The organism is Bacillus sp. FSL R9-9530, assembly GCF_038008145.1.
GTDB lineage: Bacteria > Bacillota > Bacilli > Bacillales > Bacillaceae_G > Bacillus_A > Bacillus_A mycoides.
Genome location: NZ_JBBOYO010000001.1, coordinates 3865001 through 3881520, shown reverse-complemented (window position 1 = coordinate 3881520; position 16520 = coordinate 3865001). Strand labels below are relative to the sequence as shown.

Sequence of the window (16520 nt, the reverse complement as noted above, 5' to 3'; positions counted from 1 at the left end):
AAATATGCCTAAAGCAGGAAGGAATACTATGAATACAAGTGCATTGGCGATGAATGAAAGTCAGCTTGGAACAATAAAGTGGACGAGTAAGTTGCGAATGAAGTTTGAAAAAGTTTTCTTTAGATGGGGATTCATTATTGCTGTTATTGGTTTTCTTTTGGGACGAGCATATATATTAACAAACATTTTACCGTTTGCATTGCCGTTTTTTGCTGCTGTTTATGTTATGAAGCGAGATAAAATGCCGCTCGCGTTCTTAGCCCTAATGGGGGGGGCACTTTCAGTTTCAATAGATAATTTATTTTTTACTTTTGCATCTATCTTTACCTTCTTTATTTATAATATCTTCTTTAATCGGTTTACACGTAAAACTGTTGGACTTGTACCATTCCAAGTATTTATCTCCGCATTAACCGCACATTTAGTTGTTGTATATTTTGCACAGCAAACCGTCACCATGTATGATCTGCTCGTCAGTACGATCGAAGCGGGGCTTAGCTTCGTATTAACGATGATATTTTTACAAAGTGTTCCGCTTTTAGTGGAAAGGAAAGGGAAGCAACAAGCGTTAGAAACAGAAGAAATTGTTTGTTTAATTATATTACTAGCATCTGTTTTAACGGGCACAACAGATTGGTTTGTTTATGATGCTTCTATTCAACATATTTTCACTAGATATTTAGTATTAGTATTTGCCTTTATTGCAGGGGCAGCTACAGGGTCCACGGTAGGAGTTGTCACTGGGTTAATATTAAGTTTAGCAAATGTGGCGAGCTTGTCTCAACTTAGTCTCCTTGCCTTTTCAGGATTGCTTGGGGGATTGTTAAAAGAAGGGAAGCGTATAGGAGTTAGTTTAGGTTTATTAATTGGTACAAGCTTAATTACATTATATGTAGACAAGCAAACAAGTATTGTAACAACTTTAATTGAATCTGGTGTAGCGATTGTTTTCTTCTTATTAACACCGAAGCTTGTTATGGATCGTATTGCTAAATTTATGCCGGGTACACAGGAACATTCACAGGATCAACAACAATATTTAAGAAGAGTGCGCGATGTTACAGCGAACAAAATCAATCAATTTGCTAATGTATTTGCTGCTTTGTCTAATAGCTTTTCTGTATACGGGTATGTGGAGGAGGAAGATAAAGAAACAGAAGCTGATTTATTTTTAAGTACAATTACTGCAAAAACATGTCAAACATGCTTTAAGAAGGATCAATGTTGGGTAGTTAATTTTGATAAAACATACGATTATATGAAACAAATAATGAGTGAAACAGAAGAAGGAACGCTGCAGCATAATCGGAAGTTAGTTCGTGAATGGGACAAGCATTGTGTGAGAGGGAAGAAAGTAACGGATTTGGTAGCGGGTGAATTAGATCACTTCTATGAGGGGCAGAAGTTAAGAAAACAAATGAAGGAAAATCGTAGAATTGTAGCGGAGCAATTACTAGGTGTATCAAAAGTGATGGAGGATTTCGCTAAGGAGATACAACGAGAAAGAGAGAACCATCAAGCGCAGGAGGAGCAAATTTTACAAGCGTTTCGTGATTTTGGTGTCGAAGTGGAGCATGTTGATATTTATTGTTTAGATAGAGGAAGTATTGATATTGAAATGTTGATTCCGGCTGCATCTAATGAACATGGGGAATGTGAGAAGTTGGTTGCTCCAATGCTTTCAGATATTTTAAAAGAGAATATCGTCGTTAAGCATGAAGAGAAATCCTCATATCCAAATGGGCACAGTTTAATATCATTTGGTTCAGCGAAGACGTATTCTCTTGATACAGGATTGGCCACAGCTGCAAAAGGTGGTGGGTTTATTTCAGGTGATTCCTACGCGATGATGGATTTGAGCGTTGGTAAATATGCACTTGCGATTAGTGATGGTATGGGAAATGGACAAAGGGCTCATATGGAGAGTAGGGAAACGGTAAAATTATTACAAAAGATACTTCAATCAGGTATTGATGAAGAAATAGCGATTAAGTCCATCAATTCGATTCTTTCTTTAAGGACGACAGAGGAGATGTATACAACGCTTGACTTGGCTATGGTAGATTTAAGAGATGCGAGTGCGAAGTTTTTAAAGATTGGATCGACGCCGAGTTTTGTTAAACGCGGAAATAATATTTTGAAAATTGAGGCAAGTAATTTGCCGATGGGAATCATTGAAGATGTTGAAGTTGATGTGGTTGGTGAGCAATTAAAAACGGGTGATCTTCTTATCATGATGAGTGACGGCATCTTTGAGGGAGCGCAACATGTGGAGAATCACGAATTATGGATAAAACGTAAAATTAAAGAACTACAAACAGAGGACCCACAGGAAATCGCTGATATTATTATGGAAGAAGTAATTCGCTCTGGTGATGGTTATATAAATGATGATATGACTATTGTGGTGGCGAAAGTAAAGAAAAATATGCCGAAGTGGGCTACGATTCCAATAGTAGGAATGCAGGCGCAATAAAATAATCAAAAAACCTAGGTAGATGCCTAGGTTTTTTTGATTAAAAAGGTAATGTGATTACTTTGTTAAATATACAGGAGGGATGTAAGATAAAAATATGGATTTTGTACATCTTTTTTTTGCACAATGTTTGTAAAAGTTGTACCATTATATACAAGGTAACTAATGTTGTTGTTCTTGTTTAATGAAAGGTGATTGCGAAGTTGAAAGATGCATTTGTTGAAAAAGTAGATGACTTTGTAAAGCAGCATGATGTATTAAAGAAACATTCAACAATTGTTGTAGGGGTTTCTGGTGGTCCTGACTCTTTGGCTCTTTTATATTATTTGTTAGAAAAAAGGGCAGAAAAACAGCTAGAAATTGTAGTAGCACATGTGGACCATATGTTTAGAGGTAATGAATCTTATGAGGATTTACAGTTTGTACAGGGTCTTTGCAAAGAGCTAGGAGTTATTTGTGAAACGCTAAGGATTAATGTGTCGCAATATCAACAGCAATATGGAATGAATGCACAAGTTGCAGCTAGAGAATGCAGATATGCATTTTTGGAAAGAATAATGAAGAAATATGATGCGAGATATGTAGCTCTTGGTCACCATGGAGATGATCAAGTAGAGACGATTTTAATGCGCCTTGTACGAGGGAGTACTCCGAAAGGATACGCAGGAATTGCAGTGAAGCGATCTTTTCATAATGGATATTTAATTAGGCCGTTACTTGGGGTAACTAAGGAAGAAATTGTTGATTACTGTAATAAATTAAAAGTTATTCCGCGTATAGATCCGAGTAATAAAAAAGAAGTATATACAAGGAATCGATTACGTAAATATGTCCTTCCTTATTTGAAAGAAGAAAATCCACAAATGCATGAGAAATTTCAAAAATTTAGCGTGCAGATGCAAGAGGATGAGGCTTATTTGCAGGAATTAGCTTTTGAGAAAATGAATAAAGTAATTACAAAAAAAAGCGATAAACAAATTAGCTTATCAATTCCTGCCTTTGAATCCATGTCTATGCCTTTACAAAGAAGAGGGATTCAACTAATATTAAACTATCTTTATGAATATAAGATTCCATCTTCGCTTTCTTCTATACATATTGACAAGGTGATTGAATTTTTTAAGCGGGCACAACCTTCAGGTTCACTAGATTTTCCAGGTGGTTTGAAAATTGTTCGCACATACGAAGAATGTGGTTTTGGATTTAAACAAGAAATTGTTTCTCCTTTTTCGCAAGATTTATCAGTACCTGGGACAATTATATTGCCGAATGGGGATAAACTTGTAACAGAGGTGAGCGAAGATATACCGAGTAACATGAATGAAACAGTATTTGTTGCTAAGTATAATGATATATCGTATCCACTTCGTATTCGGTCTAGGGAAAATGGAGATCGCATGTCAATGCAAGGTATGGATGGTACAAAAAAGATAAAAGCTGTTTTTATCGAAGCAAAAGTACCAAAAGAAAAAAGAGAAGAATGGCCGATCGTTTGTGACGCAAGTGGAAATATTATTTGGGTACCCTTGTTGAAACGATCTGCGTTTGCTACTTCGAAAGAGCTAGCAAAGAAGGGTAAATACATGATTATTCACTACAAAAGCAAGGAGTCTTCCGGGAGGATAATGAAATGATGAATCAAGATATCGAAAAAGTATTAATTTCTGAAGAACAAATACAAGAAAAGGTGCACGAACTAGGTGCAGTTATTGCAGAGGATTACAAAAATACAGTACCTCTTGCGATTGGTGTACTAAAGGGTGCAATGCCATTTATGGCAGATTTATTAAAGAGAACAGATACATATCTTGAAATGGATTTTATGGCTGTATCTAGCTACGGTCACTCTACAGTTTCGACAGGCGAAGTAAAAATCTTAAAAGATCTTGATACTTCGGTAGAAGGTCGCGATATTTTAATCGTTGAAGATATTATTGATAGCGGTCTTACACTAAGCTATTTAGTGGATCTGTTTAAATATCGTAAAGCGAAATCTGTAAAAATTGTTACTTTATTAGATAAGCCAACAGGCCGTAAGGTTGATCTGAAAGCAGATTATGTTGGATTTACTGTTCCTCATGAATTTGTTGTAGGATATGGATTAGATTATAAAGAGCAGTACCGTAATCTTCCTTATGTAGGAGTATTAAAACCAAGTGTTTACTCAAATTAATTAAATATAGGCGTTACAATTGTATAGGAAATTTTTTTTATGTTACGATTTACTATAGTGTTTATGCCGTGAGAGGAGGTTAGGAATGAATCGTATCTTCCGTAATACCATCTTTTATTTACTGATATTCTTAGTAGTAATTGGAATCGTGAGCTATTTTAATGGTTCGACGCAAAAAACGACATCAGTTAGCTACGATAAATTCATTACTCAACTTGAAAAAGGTGAAGTGCGTAATGTGCAGCTTCAACCGAAAAATGGTGTGTTTGAGGTAAAGGGACAATTCAAGACTTCTAGCCAAGGAGAACAATTTGTTACTTATGCACCAAATACTGAGGAATTACAAAAGAAAATTAATGATAAAGCGCAAGGGGCTGAAGTTAAGTATCAACCAGCAGAAGAAACAAGTGCTTGGGTAACGTTCTTTACTTCTATCATTCCGTTTGTCATTATCTTCATTTTATTCTTCTTCTTATTAAACCAAGCTCAGGGCGGCGGTAGCCGTGTTATGAACTTCGGGAAAAGTAAGGCGAAGCTATACAATGATGAAAAGAAAAAAATTCGTTTCAGAGATGTTGCTGGAGCGGATGAAGAGAAACAAGAACTTGTTGAGGTAGTTGAATTCTTGAAAGACCCTCGTAAGTTCGCTGAAGTTGGTGCCCGTATTCCAAAGGGTGTTCTATTAGTGGGACCTCCAGGTACAGGTAAAACTTTACTAGCACGTGCTGTTGCAGGTGAAGCAGGCGTTCCGTTCTTCTCTATTAGTGGTTCTGACTTTGTAGAGATGTTCGTCGGTGTCGGTGCATCCCGTGTACGTGATTTATTTGAAAACGCAAAGAAAAATGCTCCTTGTATCATTTTCATTGATGAAATTGATGCAGTAGGACGTCAACGTGGCGCGGGTCTTGGCGGTGGTCATGATGAGCGTGAACAAACGTTGAACCAATTGCTTGTTGAAATGGATGGATTCGGTGCAAATGAAGGTATTATTATCATCGCTGCGACAAACCGTCCTGATATTCTTGATCCAGCGTTATTACGTCCAGGTCGTTTTGACCGTCAAATTACAGTAGATCGTCCAGATGTAAATGGTCGTGAAGCTGTACTTAAGGTACACGCTCGTAATAAACCGCTTGATGAGAATGTCAACTTAAGAGCAATTGCAACTCGTACACCAGGATTCTCTGGTGCCGATCTTGAAAACTTATTAAACGAAGCTGCTTTAGTAGCTGCGCGTCAAGATAAGAAGAAAATTGATATGAGTGACATCGATGAAGCGACGGATCGTGTTATTGCAGGTCCAGCTAAGAAAAGTCGCGTTATCTCTGAAAAAGAGCGTAATATCGTTGCATTCCATGAGGCCGGCCATACTGTAATTGGTGTTGTCCTTGATGAAGCAGATATCGTTCATAAAGTAACAATTGTCCCTCGTGGTCAAGCTGGTGGATATGCGGTAATGCTTCCGAAGGAAGATCGTTACTTCATGACAAAACCAGAGTTACTTGATAAAATCACTGGTTTACTTGGTGGTCGAGTAGCTGAGGAGATTGTATTTGGTGAAGCAAGTACAGGTGCTCACAACGACTTCCAACGTGCGACTGGTATTGCAAGACGTATGGTTACAGAATTCGGGATGAGTGATAAGCTTGGACCGATGCAATTTGGTAGCTCACAAGGTGGTCAGGTATTCTTAGGAAGAGACTTCCATTCAGAACAAAACTACAGTGATGCAATCGCGCATGAAATTGATGTGGAAATGCAAATAATTATTAAAGACTGTTATGCTCGTGCGAAACAAATTCTTACTGAAAAACGAGATAAGCTTGATATTATCGCGAAAACGTTACTTGAAGTAGAAACATTAGATGCAGAGCAAATTAATCATTTATATGATTATGGCAGATTACCTGAGCGTCCAACATCTTCAGATGATGTGAAAGTAAACATCAATATGAAGAAAGACGATGAAGATACAGAAGATAAGTAAGAAAAAAGGAGTGACAATAGTCACTCCTTTTTTTTGTGGAATGAATTTAAGTGGCAAAAAAAAATGAATGAAACTATTATTAAAAATTGAAATAGAGAGTAATCTTTTTGTACAATGATGAGTATAGAAAAAATGATTATATAAGTATGTGTGATATGATGTTTTTATAAGTTTTATACATACTGCGCAAATATAGATTAAATAAGATAAGTGGTGAGAATATGATTTTTGTATTGGATGTAGGGAACACAAATGCGGTACTAGGTGTGTTTGAAGAGGGAGAACTTCGTCAGCATTGGCGCATGGAAACAGATCGTCATAAAACAGAAGATGAGTATGGGATGCTTGTAAAGCAGTTACTTGAGCATGAAGGTCTTTCTTTTGAAGATGTGAAAGGTATTATTGTGTCTTCAGTCGTACCGCCAATTATGTTCGCTTTAGAGCGTATGTGTGAAAAGTATTTTAAAATTAAACCGCTTGTAGTGGGGCCTGGGATAAAAACTGGCTTGAATATTAAATATGAAAATCCACGTGAAGTAGGCGCGGACCGAATTGTAAATGCAGTAGCAGGAATCCACTTATATGGAAGTCCGCTTATTATTGTTGATTTTGGTACGGCTACTACATATTGTTATATTAACGAAGAGAAGCATTATATGGGTGGCGTCATTACGCCAGGAATTATGATTTCGGCAGAGGCTTTATATAGCAGGGCAGCAAAGCTTCCTCGTATTGAAATTACAAAACCGGGTAGTGTTATCGGGAAGAATACAGTAAGTGCAATGCAATCAGGTATTCTTTATGGATACGTTGGACAAGTGGAAGGTATTGTTAAGCGTATGAAGGAAGAAGCTAAGCAAGAACCGAAAGTTATTGCAACAGGTGGATTAGCAAAATTAATTTCAGAAGAATCAAATGTAATTGATATTGTAGATCCGTTTTTAACGTTAAAAGGTTTGTATATGTTATATGAGCGTAATGCAAATTTACAACATGAGAAGGGTGAATAAATAAGTATGAAAGATTATTTAGTAAAAGCGTTAGCGTTTAATGGAGAGGTTCGTGCTTATAGTGTACGTACAACAAATACAGTAAGTGAGGCGCAAAAGCGTCATGATACATGGAGAACAGCTTCAGCGGCACTTGGTCGTTCTTTAACTGCGGGTACAATGATGGGTGCTATGTTAAAAGGCGAGCAGAAGTTAACGATTAAAGTAGAGGGTAACGGCCCGATTGGTCCTATTTTAGTCGATGCTCATGCAAATGGGGATGTACGTGGTTATGTAACGAATCCGCATGTTGATTTTGAAGGAACGGAACAAGGAAAATTACGTGTATATCAAGCGGTAGGTACAGAAGGATTTGTAACGGTAATTAAAGATATCGGTATGCGTGAACCGTTTATTGGTCAATCTCCCATTGTTTCAGGAGAACTAGGGGAAGATTTCACATATTATTTCGCGGTTTCTGAGCAGACACCTTCTTCTGTAGGTGTTGGTGTTCTTGTAAATGGAGATGATAGCGTATTAGCGGCGGGTGGATTCATTCTTCAAATTATGCCAGGTGCGCAGGAAGAAACAATTTCATTTATTGAAGAGCGTCTTCAACAAATCCCGCCGGTATCACAATTAATCGAACAAGGTCTTTCTCCAGAAGAATTACTGTATGAAGTGCTTGGAGAAGATAAAGTGAAAGTGCTAGAAACAATGGATGTTCAATTTAATTGTACATGTTCACGTGAGCGTATTGAAAGTGTGCTAATTAGTTTAGGTAAAGCGGAGTTAGAACAAATTCGTGCAGAAGAAGAAGAGACGGAAGTTCACTGTCACTTCTGTAATGAACGACATAAATTCGCTAAAGAAGATATTACAAGTCTAATTGAGAAGTTGTAATAAAGAAGTTTAGGTGGAGAATCAGCCGCCCAAATAGATTGACAAACAGGGAATTTTCTGACAAAATCTAAATATAGATAAAACCAATAAAAATACTCGGTGTTAGGAGTGACAGGAATGCGAGTGGCACAATCAGTTTCAGAATTAATCGGGAAAACGCCGATCGTTAAGTTGAACCGCATCGTAGAATCAGACAGCGCAGATGTATACTTAAAATTAGAATTTATGAATCCGGGGAGCAGTGTTAAAGATCGTATCGCGTTAGCTATGATTGAAGATGCTGAAAATAAAGGATTATTAAAAGAGGGCGATACAATCATTGAGCCGACAAGTGGTAACACAGGTATTGGCTTAGCGATGGTAGCAGCTGCTAAAGGATATAAAGCAATTTTAGTAATGCCAGAAACAATGAGTATTGAGCGTCGTAATTTATTACGCGCTTACGGTGCTGAATTAGTATTGACTCCAGGACCTGAAGGAATGGGCGGAGCAATTCGAAAGGCAACTGAATTAGCAGAAGAACATGGGTACTTTATACCACAACAGTTCCAAAATCAAGCGAATCCAGAAATCCATCGTATAACAACAGGTCCAGAAATTGTTGAACAGATGGGGGATCAATTAGATGCGTTTATCGCAGGTATTGGTACAGGTGGAACAATTACAGGTGCCGGTGAAGTGCTGAAAGAGGCTTATAAAGATATCAAAATTTACGCGGTAGAACCTGCGGATTCACCAGTATTATCTGGTGGAAAGCCAGGACCACATAAGATCCAAGGAATTGGAGCGGGGTTTGTTCCGGAGACATTGGATGTAGAGGTATATGATGAAATTATTCAAGTGAAAACGGAGCAAGCGTTCGAATATGCGAGAAGAGTGGCTAAAGAAGAAGGTATTTTAGTTGGTATCTCTTCGGGAGCAGTCGTTTATGCAGCGACAGAAGTTGCGAAGAAATTAGGTAAAGGGAAAAAGGTACTTGTTATTATCCCAAGTAACGGTGAACGTTATTTAAGTACACCACTTTATCAATTTGAGTCATAAGTGAATGTGATTTGAAAAGCATCCTTAAAAAAGGATGCTTTTTCTTTTTTGATTGGAAAAAGGAAAAGAGTGAATGACTAGAAAACTTCATGTAAAATAAGAAGTAGTATAATTAATTTATTTTCACTAGCCCTCAAGTATAATCATTCTCTATATAAATAATTTTATGTAGTTTGATTTGATTGGCTTAAGAGGGTGGGATAACAGAAGACGGGGTGTTGATATGCAACGAAGAAAATCTTTAGCGCTTTCTATTCCATATCAGTTAGATTTCTTTAAGCAATATAAATTTCTTTCTCAGGATAAGCCGCAACATATTTTGTTAGAAAGTGGACGTGGTGGTCGTTATAATATTGTTGGGCTGGATCCAGTAGCGGTAATTCAGGGTAAGAATGAGACGTTACATATAAGTGAAAGTGGTAAGGAAACAATAAAGCGAGGGAATCCGTTAGATTTAATGCAAGCGTATATGGAGAAATGGAAAACGGATTATAATCCGGAGTACCCACCTTTTCAAGGTGGGGCAATTGGATACTTTAGTTATGATTGTATCCGTTATATTGAAAAACTTTCTTCTCTTGCGAAGGATGATATTAATATACCTGACATATTCTTTTTGTTATTTGATGACGTGTTTGTGTATGATCAACAGGAGAGAGTATTATGGATTATTACGCATTATGTAGATGAGTGTGAAGAGGCAGAAGAACGATTAAATGAATGGAAGGGTCTTTGGATGAAAGAAGCCCCCGAAGTGACTATGCCGTTTGAATCTCCTGAAAAGAAAAATGAAGCAGTCGCTTTTACGGAAGAGGGCTTTATGAAGGCCGTTGAACGTATTCAAGAATATATTGGAGCGGGTGATGTGTTTCAAGTAAACTTGTCGACAAGACAAGAAAGAACATTACAAACACATCCACTAGAAATATATACAAGTCTTCGTGAAATTAATCCATCTCCATATATGGGTTACTTGGAGTTTGGAGATTTTCAAATTGTTAGTGCTTCGCCTGAATTGCTAATTAAAAAGCAAGGAAAAGAAGTGAGTACAAGACCGATTGCTGGTACGCGCTCTCGAGGAGCAAGTGAGCAAGAGGATGAAGAATTAGCGAAAGAATTAATTGAAAATGAAAAGGAAAGAGCAGAGCATGTAATGCTTGTGGATTTAGAACGAAATGACTTGGGCCGGGTTTGTAAATATGGCACTGTTGAAGTAGATGAATTTATGGTGATTGAAAAATACTCACACGTTATGCATATTGTTTCTAATGTGCGTGGTGAGGTGGAAGCAGATAAAGATGCTTTCGATTTGGTGAAGGCTGTATTTCCTGGTGGGACAATTACCGGTGCCCCGAAAATACGTACGATGGAAATTATTGAAGAATTAGAACCTGTTCGCCGAGGAATTTATACAGGGTCAATTGGTTGGATTGGTTATTCTGGAGATACGGAATTGAATATTGTAATCCGAACACTACTTGCTAAAGATGGACAAGCGCATGTGCAAGCTGGAGCGGGTATTGTAATTGATTCAAATCCAAAAAATGAATATAAAGAGTCGTTAAAAAAAGCAATCGCTTTATGGCGTGCAAAAGAAAGTAGCGAAGAAACGGTTAGGTGAGAGAAATGATATTAATGATTGATAATTATGATTCTTTTACATTTAATTTAGTGCAGTTTCTTGGAGAACTTGGACAAGAGCTTGTTGTTAGGCGTAATGATGAAGTGACTATTTCGGATATTGAGAATATGAAACCGGATTTTTTAATGATTTCGCCAGGTCCATGTAGTCCTAATGAGGCGGGAATCAGTATGGATGTTATTAAATATTTTGCAGGTAAGCTTCCGATTTTTGGGGTCTGTCTTGGACATCAATCAATTGCACAAGTATTTGGAGGGGATGTTGTCAGGGCAGAGCGTTTGATGCATGGAAAAACATCTTTAATGCATCATGATGGGCAGACGATTTTTTCTGATATCCCAAATCCATTTACCGCGACACGTTATCACTCTCTTATCGTTAAAAAAGAGACGTTACCGAATTGTTTAGAGATAACATCTTGGACTGAAGAAGGTGAAATTATGGCGCTTCGTCATAAAACGTTGCCGATTGAAGGGGTACAATTCCATCCGGAATCTATTATGACTTCTCACGGGAAAGAATTGCTACAGAATTTCATTCGCAAATATAGCCCAAGTGTGACATCGTGTTAATTTACGTAAATGGCGCGTATGTAGAAGCGAGTGAAGCGAAAATTTCTCCTTATGACCACGGTTACCTATATGGACTTGGGGTTTTTGAGACATTTCGTATTTATAATGGTCATCTCTTTTTATTGGATGATCATTATGAACGCTTAATGGATGCGCTCGATATATTGCAAATCAAATGGACAATGACAAAAGATGAAGTGATGCTTATTTTAAAGAATCTACTTGTTAAGAATGGGTTAAAGCATGCATATGTGCGCTTAAATGTATCGGCGGGTATAGATGAAATAGGATTACAAACGGAAGTATATGAAGAACCGTCTGTTATTGTTTTTATAAAACCTTTAGCAGCTCCAGGGAATGTAGTGGAAAAAGAAGGAGTTATTTTAAAGCAAGTGAGAAATACACCAGAGGGTGCATTTCGCTTGAAGTCCCATCATTATTTAAATAATATTTTAGGGAAACGCGAAATTGGAAATGTTGTGAATAAGGAAGGTATTTTTCTTACCGAAACAGGTTATGTTGCAGAGGGTATTGTTTCGAATCTCTTTTTTGTTAAAGGAGATATTTTATATACTCCTTCATTAGAAACAGGGATTTTAAACGGAATCACTCGTGCGTTTATTATAAAGGCTGCTGAAGAGCTAGATATAGAAGTAAAGGAAGGTTTCTTTACAAAAGATGAATTGCTTTCAGCGGATGAAGTGTTCGTAACGAACTCTATTCAAGAGATTGTCCCCCTTTATCGTATAGAGGAGAAAGATTTCCCGGGTAAAGTGGGAGTGGTTACAAAAAGACTTATGGATCTTTATGGAGTGCAGAGAGAGAAATTGTGGAGCAGAAATGAATTGCGAAGAGGAGATGTGTAGTTTGAAGTGGGATTATGATTTGCGCTGCGGCGAATATACATTGAACTTAAATGAAAAGACATTAATTATGGGGATTTTAAATGTAACGCCAGATTCATTTTCTGATGGTGGGAGTTACAACGAAGTAGATGCTGCGGTGCGACATGCGAAAGAAATGAAAAGTGAAGGTGTCCATATTATTGATATTGGCGGCGAATCTACCCGTCCGGGTTTCGCTAAAGTTTCAGTAGAAGAGGAAATAAAGCGAGTTGTTCCAATGATTCAGGCAGTGTCAAAAGAAGTAAAGCTACCTATTTCTATTGATACGTATAAAGCTGAGGTTGCGAAACAAGCGATTGAAGCTGGTGCTCATATTATTAATGATATTTGGGGAGCGAAGGCGGAACCGAGGATTGCTGAAGTTGCAGCCTATTATGATGTGCCTATTATCTTAATGCATAACCGAGATAATATGAATTACCGCAATTTAATGGCCGATATGATTGCTGATTTGTATGAAAGTATTAAAATTGCTAAAGATGCTGGTGTGCGAGATGAGAATATTATTTTAGACCCAGGTATCGGTTTTGCGAAAACACCTGAGCAAAATTTAGAAGCGATGCGCAATTTAGAACAGTTAAATGTACTGGGTTACCCAGTTCTCTTAGGTACTTCAAGAAAGTCCTTTATTGGCCATGTGTTAGATTTACCAGTGGAGGAACGTCTTGAAGGAACGGGAGCTACCGTTTGTCTTGGTATTGAAAAGGGCTGTGAGTTTATCCGTGTTCATGATGTGAAAGAAATGGCGCGTATGGCTAAGATGATGGACGCGATGATTGGTAAGGGGGTAAAGTAATTGGATAAAATTTATATCCATGATATGGAGTTTTACGGTTATCATGGTGTATTCCCAGAAGAGAATAAATTAGGTCAGAGATTTAAAGTAGATTTAACGGTGGAGTTGGATTTAAAACGCGCAGGAGAAAGTGACGACTTAGAGCATTCTGTCAATTACGGGGAACTTTTTGAGCTGTGTAGAAAAGTTGTTGAAGATAGAACGTATAAGCTTGTAGAGAGTATCGCTGAAAATATCGCTACAGATATATTGAAACAATATGAGAGTATTTCACGGTGTACAATTAAGGTAATTAAACCGGATCCGCCGATACCAGGACATTATCGTGCTGTAGCGGTAGAAATTACGAGAGAGCGTCCATGAATAATATAGCGTACATTGCATTAGGTTCCAATATTGGGGAGCGTTATACTTATTTAACTGAAGCAATTCAGTTTTTAAATAAAAACCAGCATATCCAAGTTGATGATGTTTCGTCTGTATATGAAACTGATCCGGTTGGCTATACTGACCAAAATTGCTTTTTAAATTTAGTTATAAAAATTTCTACCAATTTATCACCGCAAGAATTATTGAAAGTAACACAAAGGGTAGAGAATGACCTAGGAAGAAAAAGGGAAATTAGATGGGGCCCGAGGACCATCGACCTTGACATTTTACTATATAATCAAGAAAATATTGAAGCAGAGAATCTTATTGTTCCGCATCCGCGGATGTTCGAAAGAGCTTTTGTTATCGTTCCGTTGTTAGAAATCAATCAAGATATAAAACAAGACATTTCACGTTCACAAGTAGAAGAAATGAAAAGGCGAGAGGGAGTAACGGTATGGAAGCAGAAAAATGGGGAAGACGCATTCGTGCTTTTCGAAAGCTAAAAGGCTATACGCAAGAAGGTTTTGCGAAAGAATTAGGGGTATCTGTATCGGTTTTAGGTGAAGTTGAGAGGGGCAATAGATCACCTTCCCAAGATTTTGTAGTAGAAGTCGCTAAAACATTAAACGTTTCAATAGACGAATTGATGCCAAAGTGACCGTAAAGGAAGGAGTAAGTCGGGTGTTAAAGATTGCAAATATTGAGATGAAAAATCCAGTTGTACTAGCACCGATGGCGGGAGTGTGTAACTCTGCATTCCGTTTGACGGTAAAAGAATTTGGTGCAGGTTTAGTTTGTGCTGAAATGGTAAGTGATAAGGCAATATTACTTAATAACAAAAGAACATTAGATATGTTATATATCGATGAGAGAGAAAAGCCATTAAGTTTACAAATTTTTGGTGGAGAGAAAGAAACTCTTGTAGATGCTGCGAAATACGTAGATAAATATACGACAGCAGACATTATTGATATTAATATGGGGTGCCCAGTACCGAAAATCACTAAGTGTGATGCAGGAGCAAAGTGGCTTTTAGACCCAAATAAAATATATGAGATGGTAGCGGCGGTTGTAGATGCTGTTGAAAAGCCAGTTACAGTTAAAATGCGTATTGGTTGGGATGAAGAACATATTTTCGCAATAGAAAATGCTAGAGCTGTTGAGCGTGCTGGTGGACAAGCGATAGCTGTTCATGGGCGTACACGAGTGCAAATGTATGAAGGTAAAGCGGATTGGAATATTATTAAACAAGTAAAGCAGGCTGTAAATATTCCGGTTATCGGAAATGGCGATGTCGAAACACCACAAGATGCAAAGCGTATGCTTGATGAAATTGGTGTAGATGGTGTTATGATTGGTCGCGCTGCTCTTGGAGATCCGTGGATGATTTATCGTACGGTAAAGTATTTAGAGACAGGTGAGTTAATGCCGGAACCAACAGTGCGTGAGAAAATTGATGTATGTATGTTGCATCTAGATCGTCTTATCGATTTAAAGAACGAAAATGTTGCCGTAAGAGAGATGAGAAAGCATGCAGCTTGGTATTTAAAAGGTGTTCGTGGTAATGCGAGTGTGCGTAATGGTATCAATACTTGCGACACACGTGAAGACCTTGCGAATGTATTAGGTGCATTTGTAGAAGAAGTAGAAGCGAAACAACAAACAATTTATGTTGGTTAATAAGGGGGCATAGGAGATTGACATTCTTCTATACACTTCCTATAATTACGTGAAAGAAAGAAGAACTGCCAGTTAGTTGCTGGCAGTTTTTCTAGTTGAGTAGAAAATGCTATACTGTATATATTGTAAAAATTAATAGAGCTGGAGTGATATTAATATCATGGATAACATGAACCACGAAGAATTAAACGACCAATTGCTTGTTCGTCGTGAAAAGCTACATAATTTACGTGAGCAAGGAATCGATCCGTTCGGTAAACGATTTGAACGCACAAATTCAACAACTGACTTAGTAAGTCTATATGGAGAATTCTCTAAAGAGGAATTAGAAGAGAAAGAAATCACTGTTTCTATCGCTGGTCGTATTATGACAAAACGCGGTAAAGGAAAAGCGGGATTTGCGCATATTCAAGATTTACAGGGGCAAGTTCAAATTTATGTTCGTAAAGATACTGTTGGAGATGAAGAGTACGAGTTATTTACGACAGCAGATTTAGGTGACTTAGTAGGTATTGAAGGTAAAGTGTTCAAAACAAACGTTGGAGAACTTTCAGTAAAAGCAATAGGATTTACACTTTTAACGAAATCCCTTCGTCCATTACCGGATAAATACCATGGATTAAAAGATGTTGAACAACGCTATCGTCAACGTTACTTGGACTTAATTACAAGTATGGAAAGCCGTGAAACGTTCGTTACCCGTAGTAAAATCATTCGTGAAATGAGAAGATATTTAGATGACAACGGTTATCTTGAAGTGGAAACGCCTATGATGCACGCGATTGCAGGTGGAGCGTCTGCTCGTCCTTTCACTACACACCATAATGCGTTAGATATGGAATTATATATGCGTATCGCAATTGAACTTCATTTAAAACGTCTTATTGTGGGTGGATTAGAAAAGGTTTATGAGATCGGCCGTGTATTCCGTAATGAGGGTGTATCAACTCGTCATAACCCTGAGTTTACGATGATTGAATTATA

At 37.6% G+C, this 16520-nt stretch carries 16 protein-coding genes (1 of these 16 cut by a window edge); all 16 read left to right on the top strand.

Annotation, left to right across the window (positions count from 1 at the left end; all coding sequences use genetic code 11):
* The first annotated feature begins 4 nt into the window (after positions 1 to 4).
* Entirely contained in the window at positions 5 to 2476 is a 2472-nt protein-coding gene (gene spoIIE / locus MKX66_RS19510; protein WP_326997315.1) for a stage II sporulation protein E, read from the top strand.
* A gap of 203 nt (positions 2477 to 2679) precedes the next feature.
* A complete protein-coding gene (tilS, locus tag MKX66_RS19505; RefSeq protein ID WP_002107305.1) occupies positions 2680 to 4110 on the top strand; it encodes a tRNA lysidine(34) synthetase TilS in 1431 nt (476 codons plus the stop codon).
* The gene (hpt, locus tag MKX66_RS19500; protein WP_002124550.1) at positions 4107 to 4649 is read left to right on the top strand and encodes a hypoxanthine phosphoribosyltransferase; all 543 of its coding nucleotides are present in this window, start codon (positions 4107 to 4109) and stop codon (positions 4647 to 4649) included. Before tilS ends, hpt begins: the two co-directional genes overlap by 4 nt.
* 85 nt (positions 4650 to 4734) lie before the next feature.
* The gene (gene ftsH, locus MKX66_RS19495) at positions 4735 to 6636 is read left to right on the top strand and encodes an ATP-dependent zinc metalloprotease FtsH (protein WP_002091565.1); all 1902 of its coding nucleotides are present in this window, start codon (positions 4735 to 4737) and stop codon (positions 6634 to 6636) included.
* Positions 6637 to 6857: 221 nt separating this feature from the next.
* Complete coding sequence (locus MKX66_RS19490) at positions 6858 to 7646, top strand: type III pantothenate kinase (protein ID WP_002009692.1); 789 nt, start codon at positions 6858 to 6860, stop codon at positions 7644 to 7646.
* Between the two features lie 6 nt (positions 7647 to 7652).
* Positions 7653 to 8528 carry a redox-regulated molecular chaperone HslO gene (gene hslO / locus MKX66_RS19485; protein WP_002009693.1) on the top strand — a complete coding sequence of 292 codons (876 nt, stop codon included), beginning with the start codon at positions 7653 to 7655 and terminating at the stop codon, positions 8526 to 8528.
* A gap of 117 nt (positions 8529 to 8645) precedes the next feature.
* On the top strand, positions 8646 to 9569 hold the full coding sequence (gene cysK, locus MKX66_RS19480; RefSeq protein WP_002130221.1) for a cysteine synthase A: 924 nt from the start codon (positions 8646 to 8648) through the stop codon (positions 9567 to 9569).
* Positions 9570 to 9792: 223 nt separating this feature from the next.
* A complete protein-coding gene (gene trpE, locus MKX66_RS19475; RefSeq protein WP_060750757.1) occupies positions 9793 to 11190 on the top strand; it encodes an anthranilate synthase component I in 1398 nt (465 codons plus the stop codon).
* Positions 11191 to 11195: 5 nt separating this feature from the next.
* The gene (pabA, locus tag MKX66_RS19470; protein ID WP_002029312.1) at positions 11196 to 11783 is read left to right on the top strand and encodes an aminodeoxychorismate/anthranilate synthase component II; all 588 of its coding nucleotides are present in this window, start codon (positions 11196 to 11198) and stop codon (positions 11781 to 11783) included.
* The gene (pabC, locus tag MKX66_RS19465; protein WP_002091560.1) at positions 11777 to 12649 is read left to right on the top strand and encodes an aminodeoxychorismate lyase; all 873 of its coding nucleotides are present in this window, start codon (positions 11777 to 11779) and stop codon (positions 12647 to 12649) included. Before pabA ends, pabC begins: the two co-directional genes overlap by 7 nt.
* The gene (gene folP / locus MKX66_RS19460; RefSeq protein WP_061689485.1) at positions 12624 to 13484 is read left to right on the top strand and encodes a dihydropteroate synthase; all 861 of its coding nucleotides are present in this window, start codon (positions 12624 to 12626) and stop codon (positions 13482 to 13484) included. The genes pabC and folP overlap by 26 nt, the downstream gene beginning before the upstream one ends.
* Entirely contained in the window at positions 13485 to 13847 is a 363-nt protein-coding gene (folB, locus tag MKX66_RS19455) for a dihydroneopterin aldolase (protein WP_000358063.1), read from the top strand.
* The gene (gene folK / locus MKX66_RS19450; protein WP_002138868.1) at positions 13844 to 14359 is read left to right on the top strand and encodes a 2-amino-4-hydroxy-6-hydroxymethyldihydropteridine diphosphokinase; all 516 of its coding nucleotides are present in this window, start codon (positions 13844 to 13846) and stop codon (positions 14357 to 14359) included. Before folB ends, folK begins: the two co-directional genes overlap by 4 nt.
* On the top strand, positions 14311 to 14514 hold the full coding sequence (locus MKX66_RS19445; RefSeq protein ID WP_002009706.1) for a helix-turn-helix domain-containing protein: 204 nt from the start codon (positions 14311 to 14313) through the stop codon (positions 14512 to 14514). The genes folK and MKX66_RS19445 overlap by 49 nt, the downstream gene beginning before the upstream one ends.
* A gap of 23 nt (positions 14515 to 14537) precedes the next feature.
* Positions 14538 to 15536, top strand: a complete 999-nt coding sequence (gene dusB, locus MKX66_RS19440) for a tRNA dihydrouridine synthase DusB (RefSeq protein ID WP_002009708.1) — start codon at positions 14538 to 14540, stop codon at positions 15534 to 15536.
* A gap of 160 nt (positions 15537 to 15696) precedes the next feature.
* Positions 15697 to 16520, top strand: partial view of a lysine--tRNA ligase gene (lysS, locus tag MKX66_RS19435; RefSeq protein ID WP_002009709.1) — the 5' portion only. It continues 676 nt past the right edge of the window; 824 of the gene's 1500 nt are visible here — the first part of the coding sequence; it begins with the start codon at positions 15697 to 15699; its stop codon lies beyond the right edge, outside the window.

Bases quoted from the DNA above. Each gene is read 5' to 3' on its own strand.
- hslO (WP_002009693.1), top strand. From the start codon at position 7,653: ATGAAAGATTATTTAGTAAAAGCGTTAGCGTTTAATGGAGAGGTTCGT.
- MKX66_RS19490 (WP_002009692.1), top strand. From the start codon at position 6,858: ATGATTTTTGTATTGGATGTAGGGAACACAAATGCGGTACTAGGTGTG.
- pabA (WP_002029312.1), top strand. From the start codon at position 11,196: ATGATATTAATGATTGATAATTATGATTCTTTTACATTTAATTTAGTG.
- cysK (WP_002130221.1), top strand. From the start codon at position 8,646: ATGCGAGTGGCACAATCAGTTTCAGAATTAATCGGGAAAACGCCGATC.
- folK (WP_002138868.1), top strand. From the start codon at position 13,844: ATGAATAATATAGCGTACATTGCATTAGGTTCCAATATTGGGGAGCGT.
- trpE (WP_060750757.1), top strand. From the start codon at position 9,793: ATGCAACGAAGAAAATCTTTAGCGCTTTCTATTCCATATCAGTTAGAT.
- MKX66_RS19445 (WP_002009706.1), top strand. From the start codon at position 14,311: ATGGAAGCAGAAAAATGGGGAAGACGCATTCGTGCTTTTCGAAAGCTA.
- folP (WP_061689485.1), top strand. From the start codon at position 12,624: ATGAATTGCGAAGAGGAGATGTGTAGTTTGAAGTGGGATTATGATTTG.
- spoIIE (WP_326997315.1), top strand. From the start codon at position 5: ATGCCTAAAGCAGGAAGGAATACTATGAATACAAGTGCATTGGCGATG.
- hpt (WP_002124550.1), top strand. From the start codon at position 4,107: ATGATGAATCAAGATATCGAAAAAGTATTAATTTCTGAAGAACAAATA.
- ftsH (WP_002091565.1), top strand. From the start codon at position 4,735: ATGAATCGTATCTTCCGTAATACCATCTTTTATTTACTGATATTCTTA.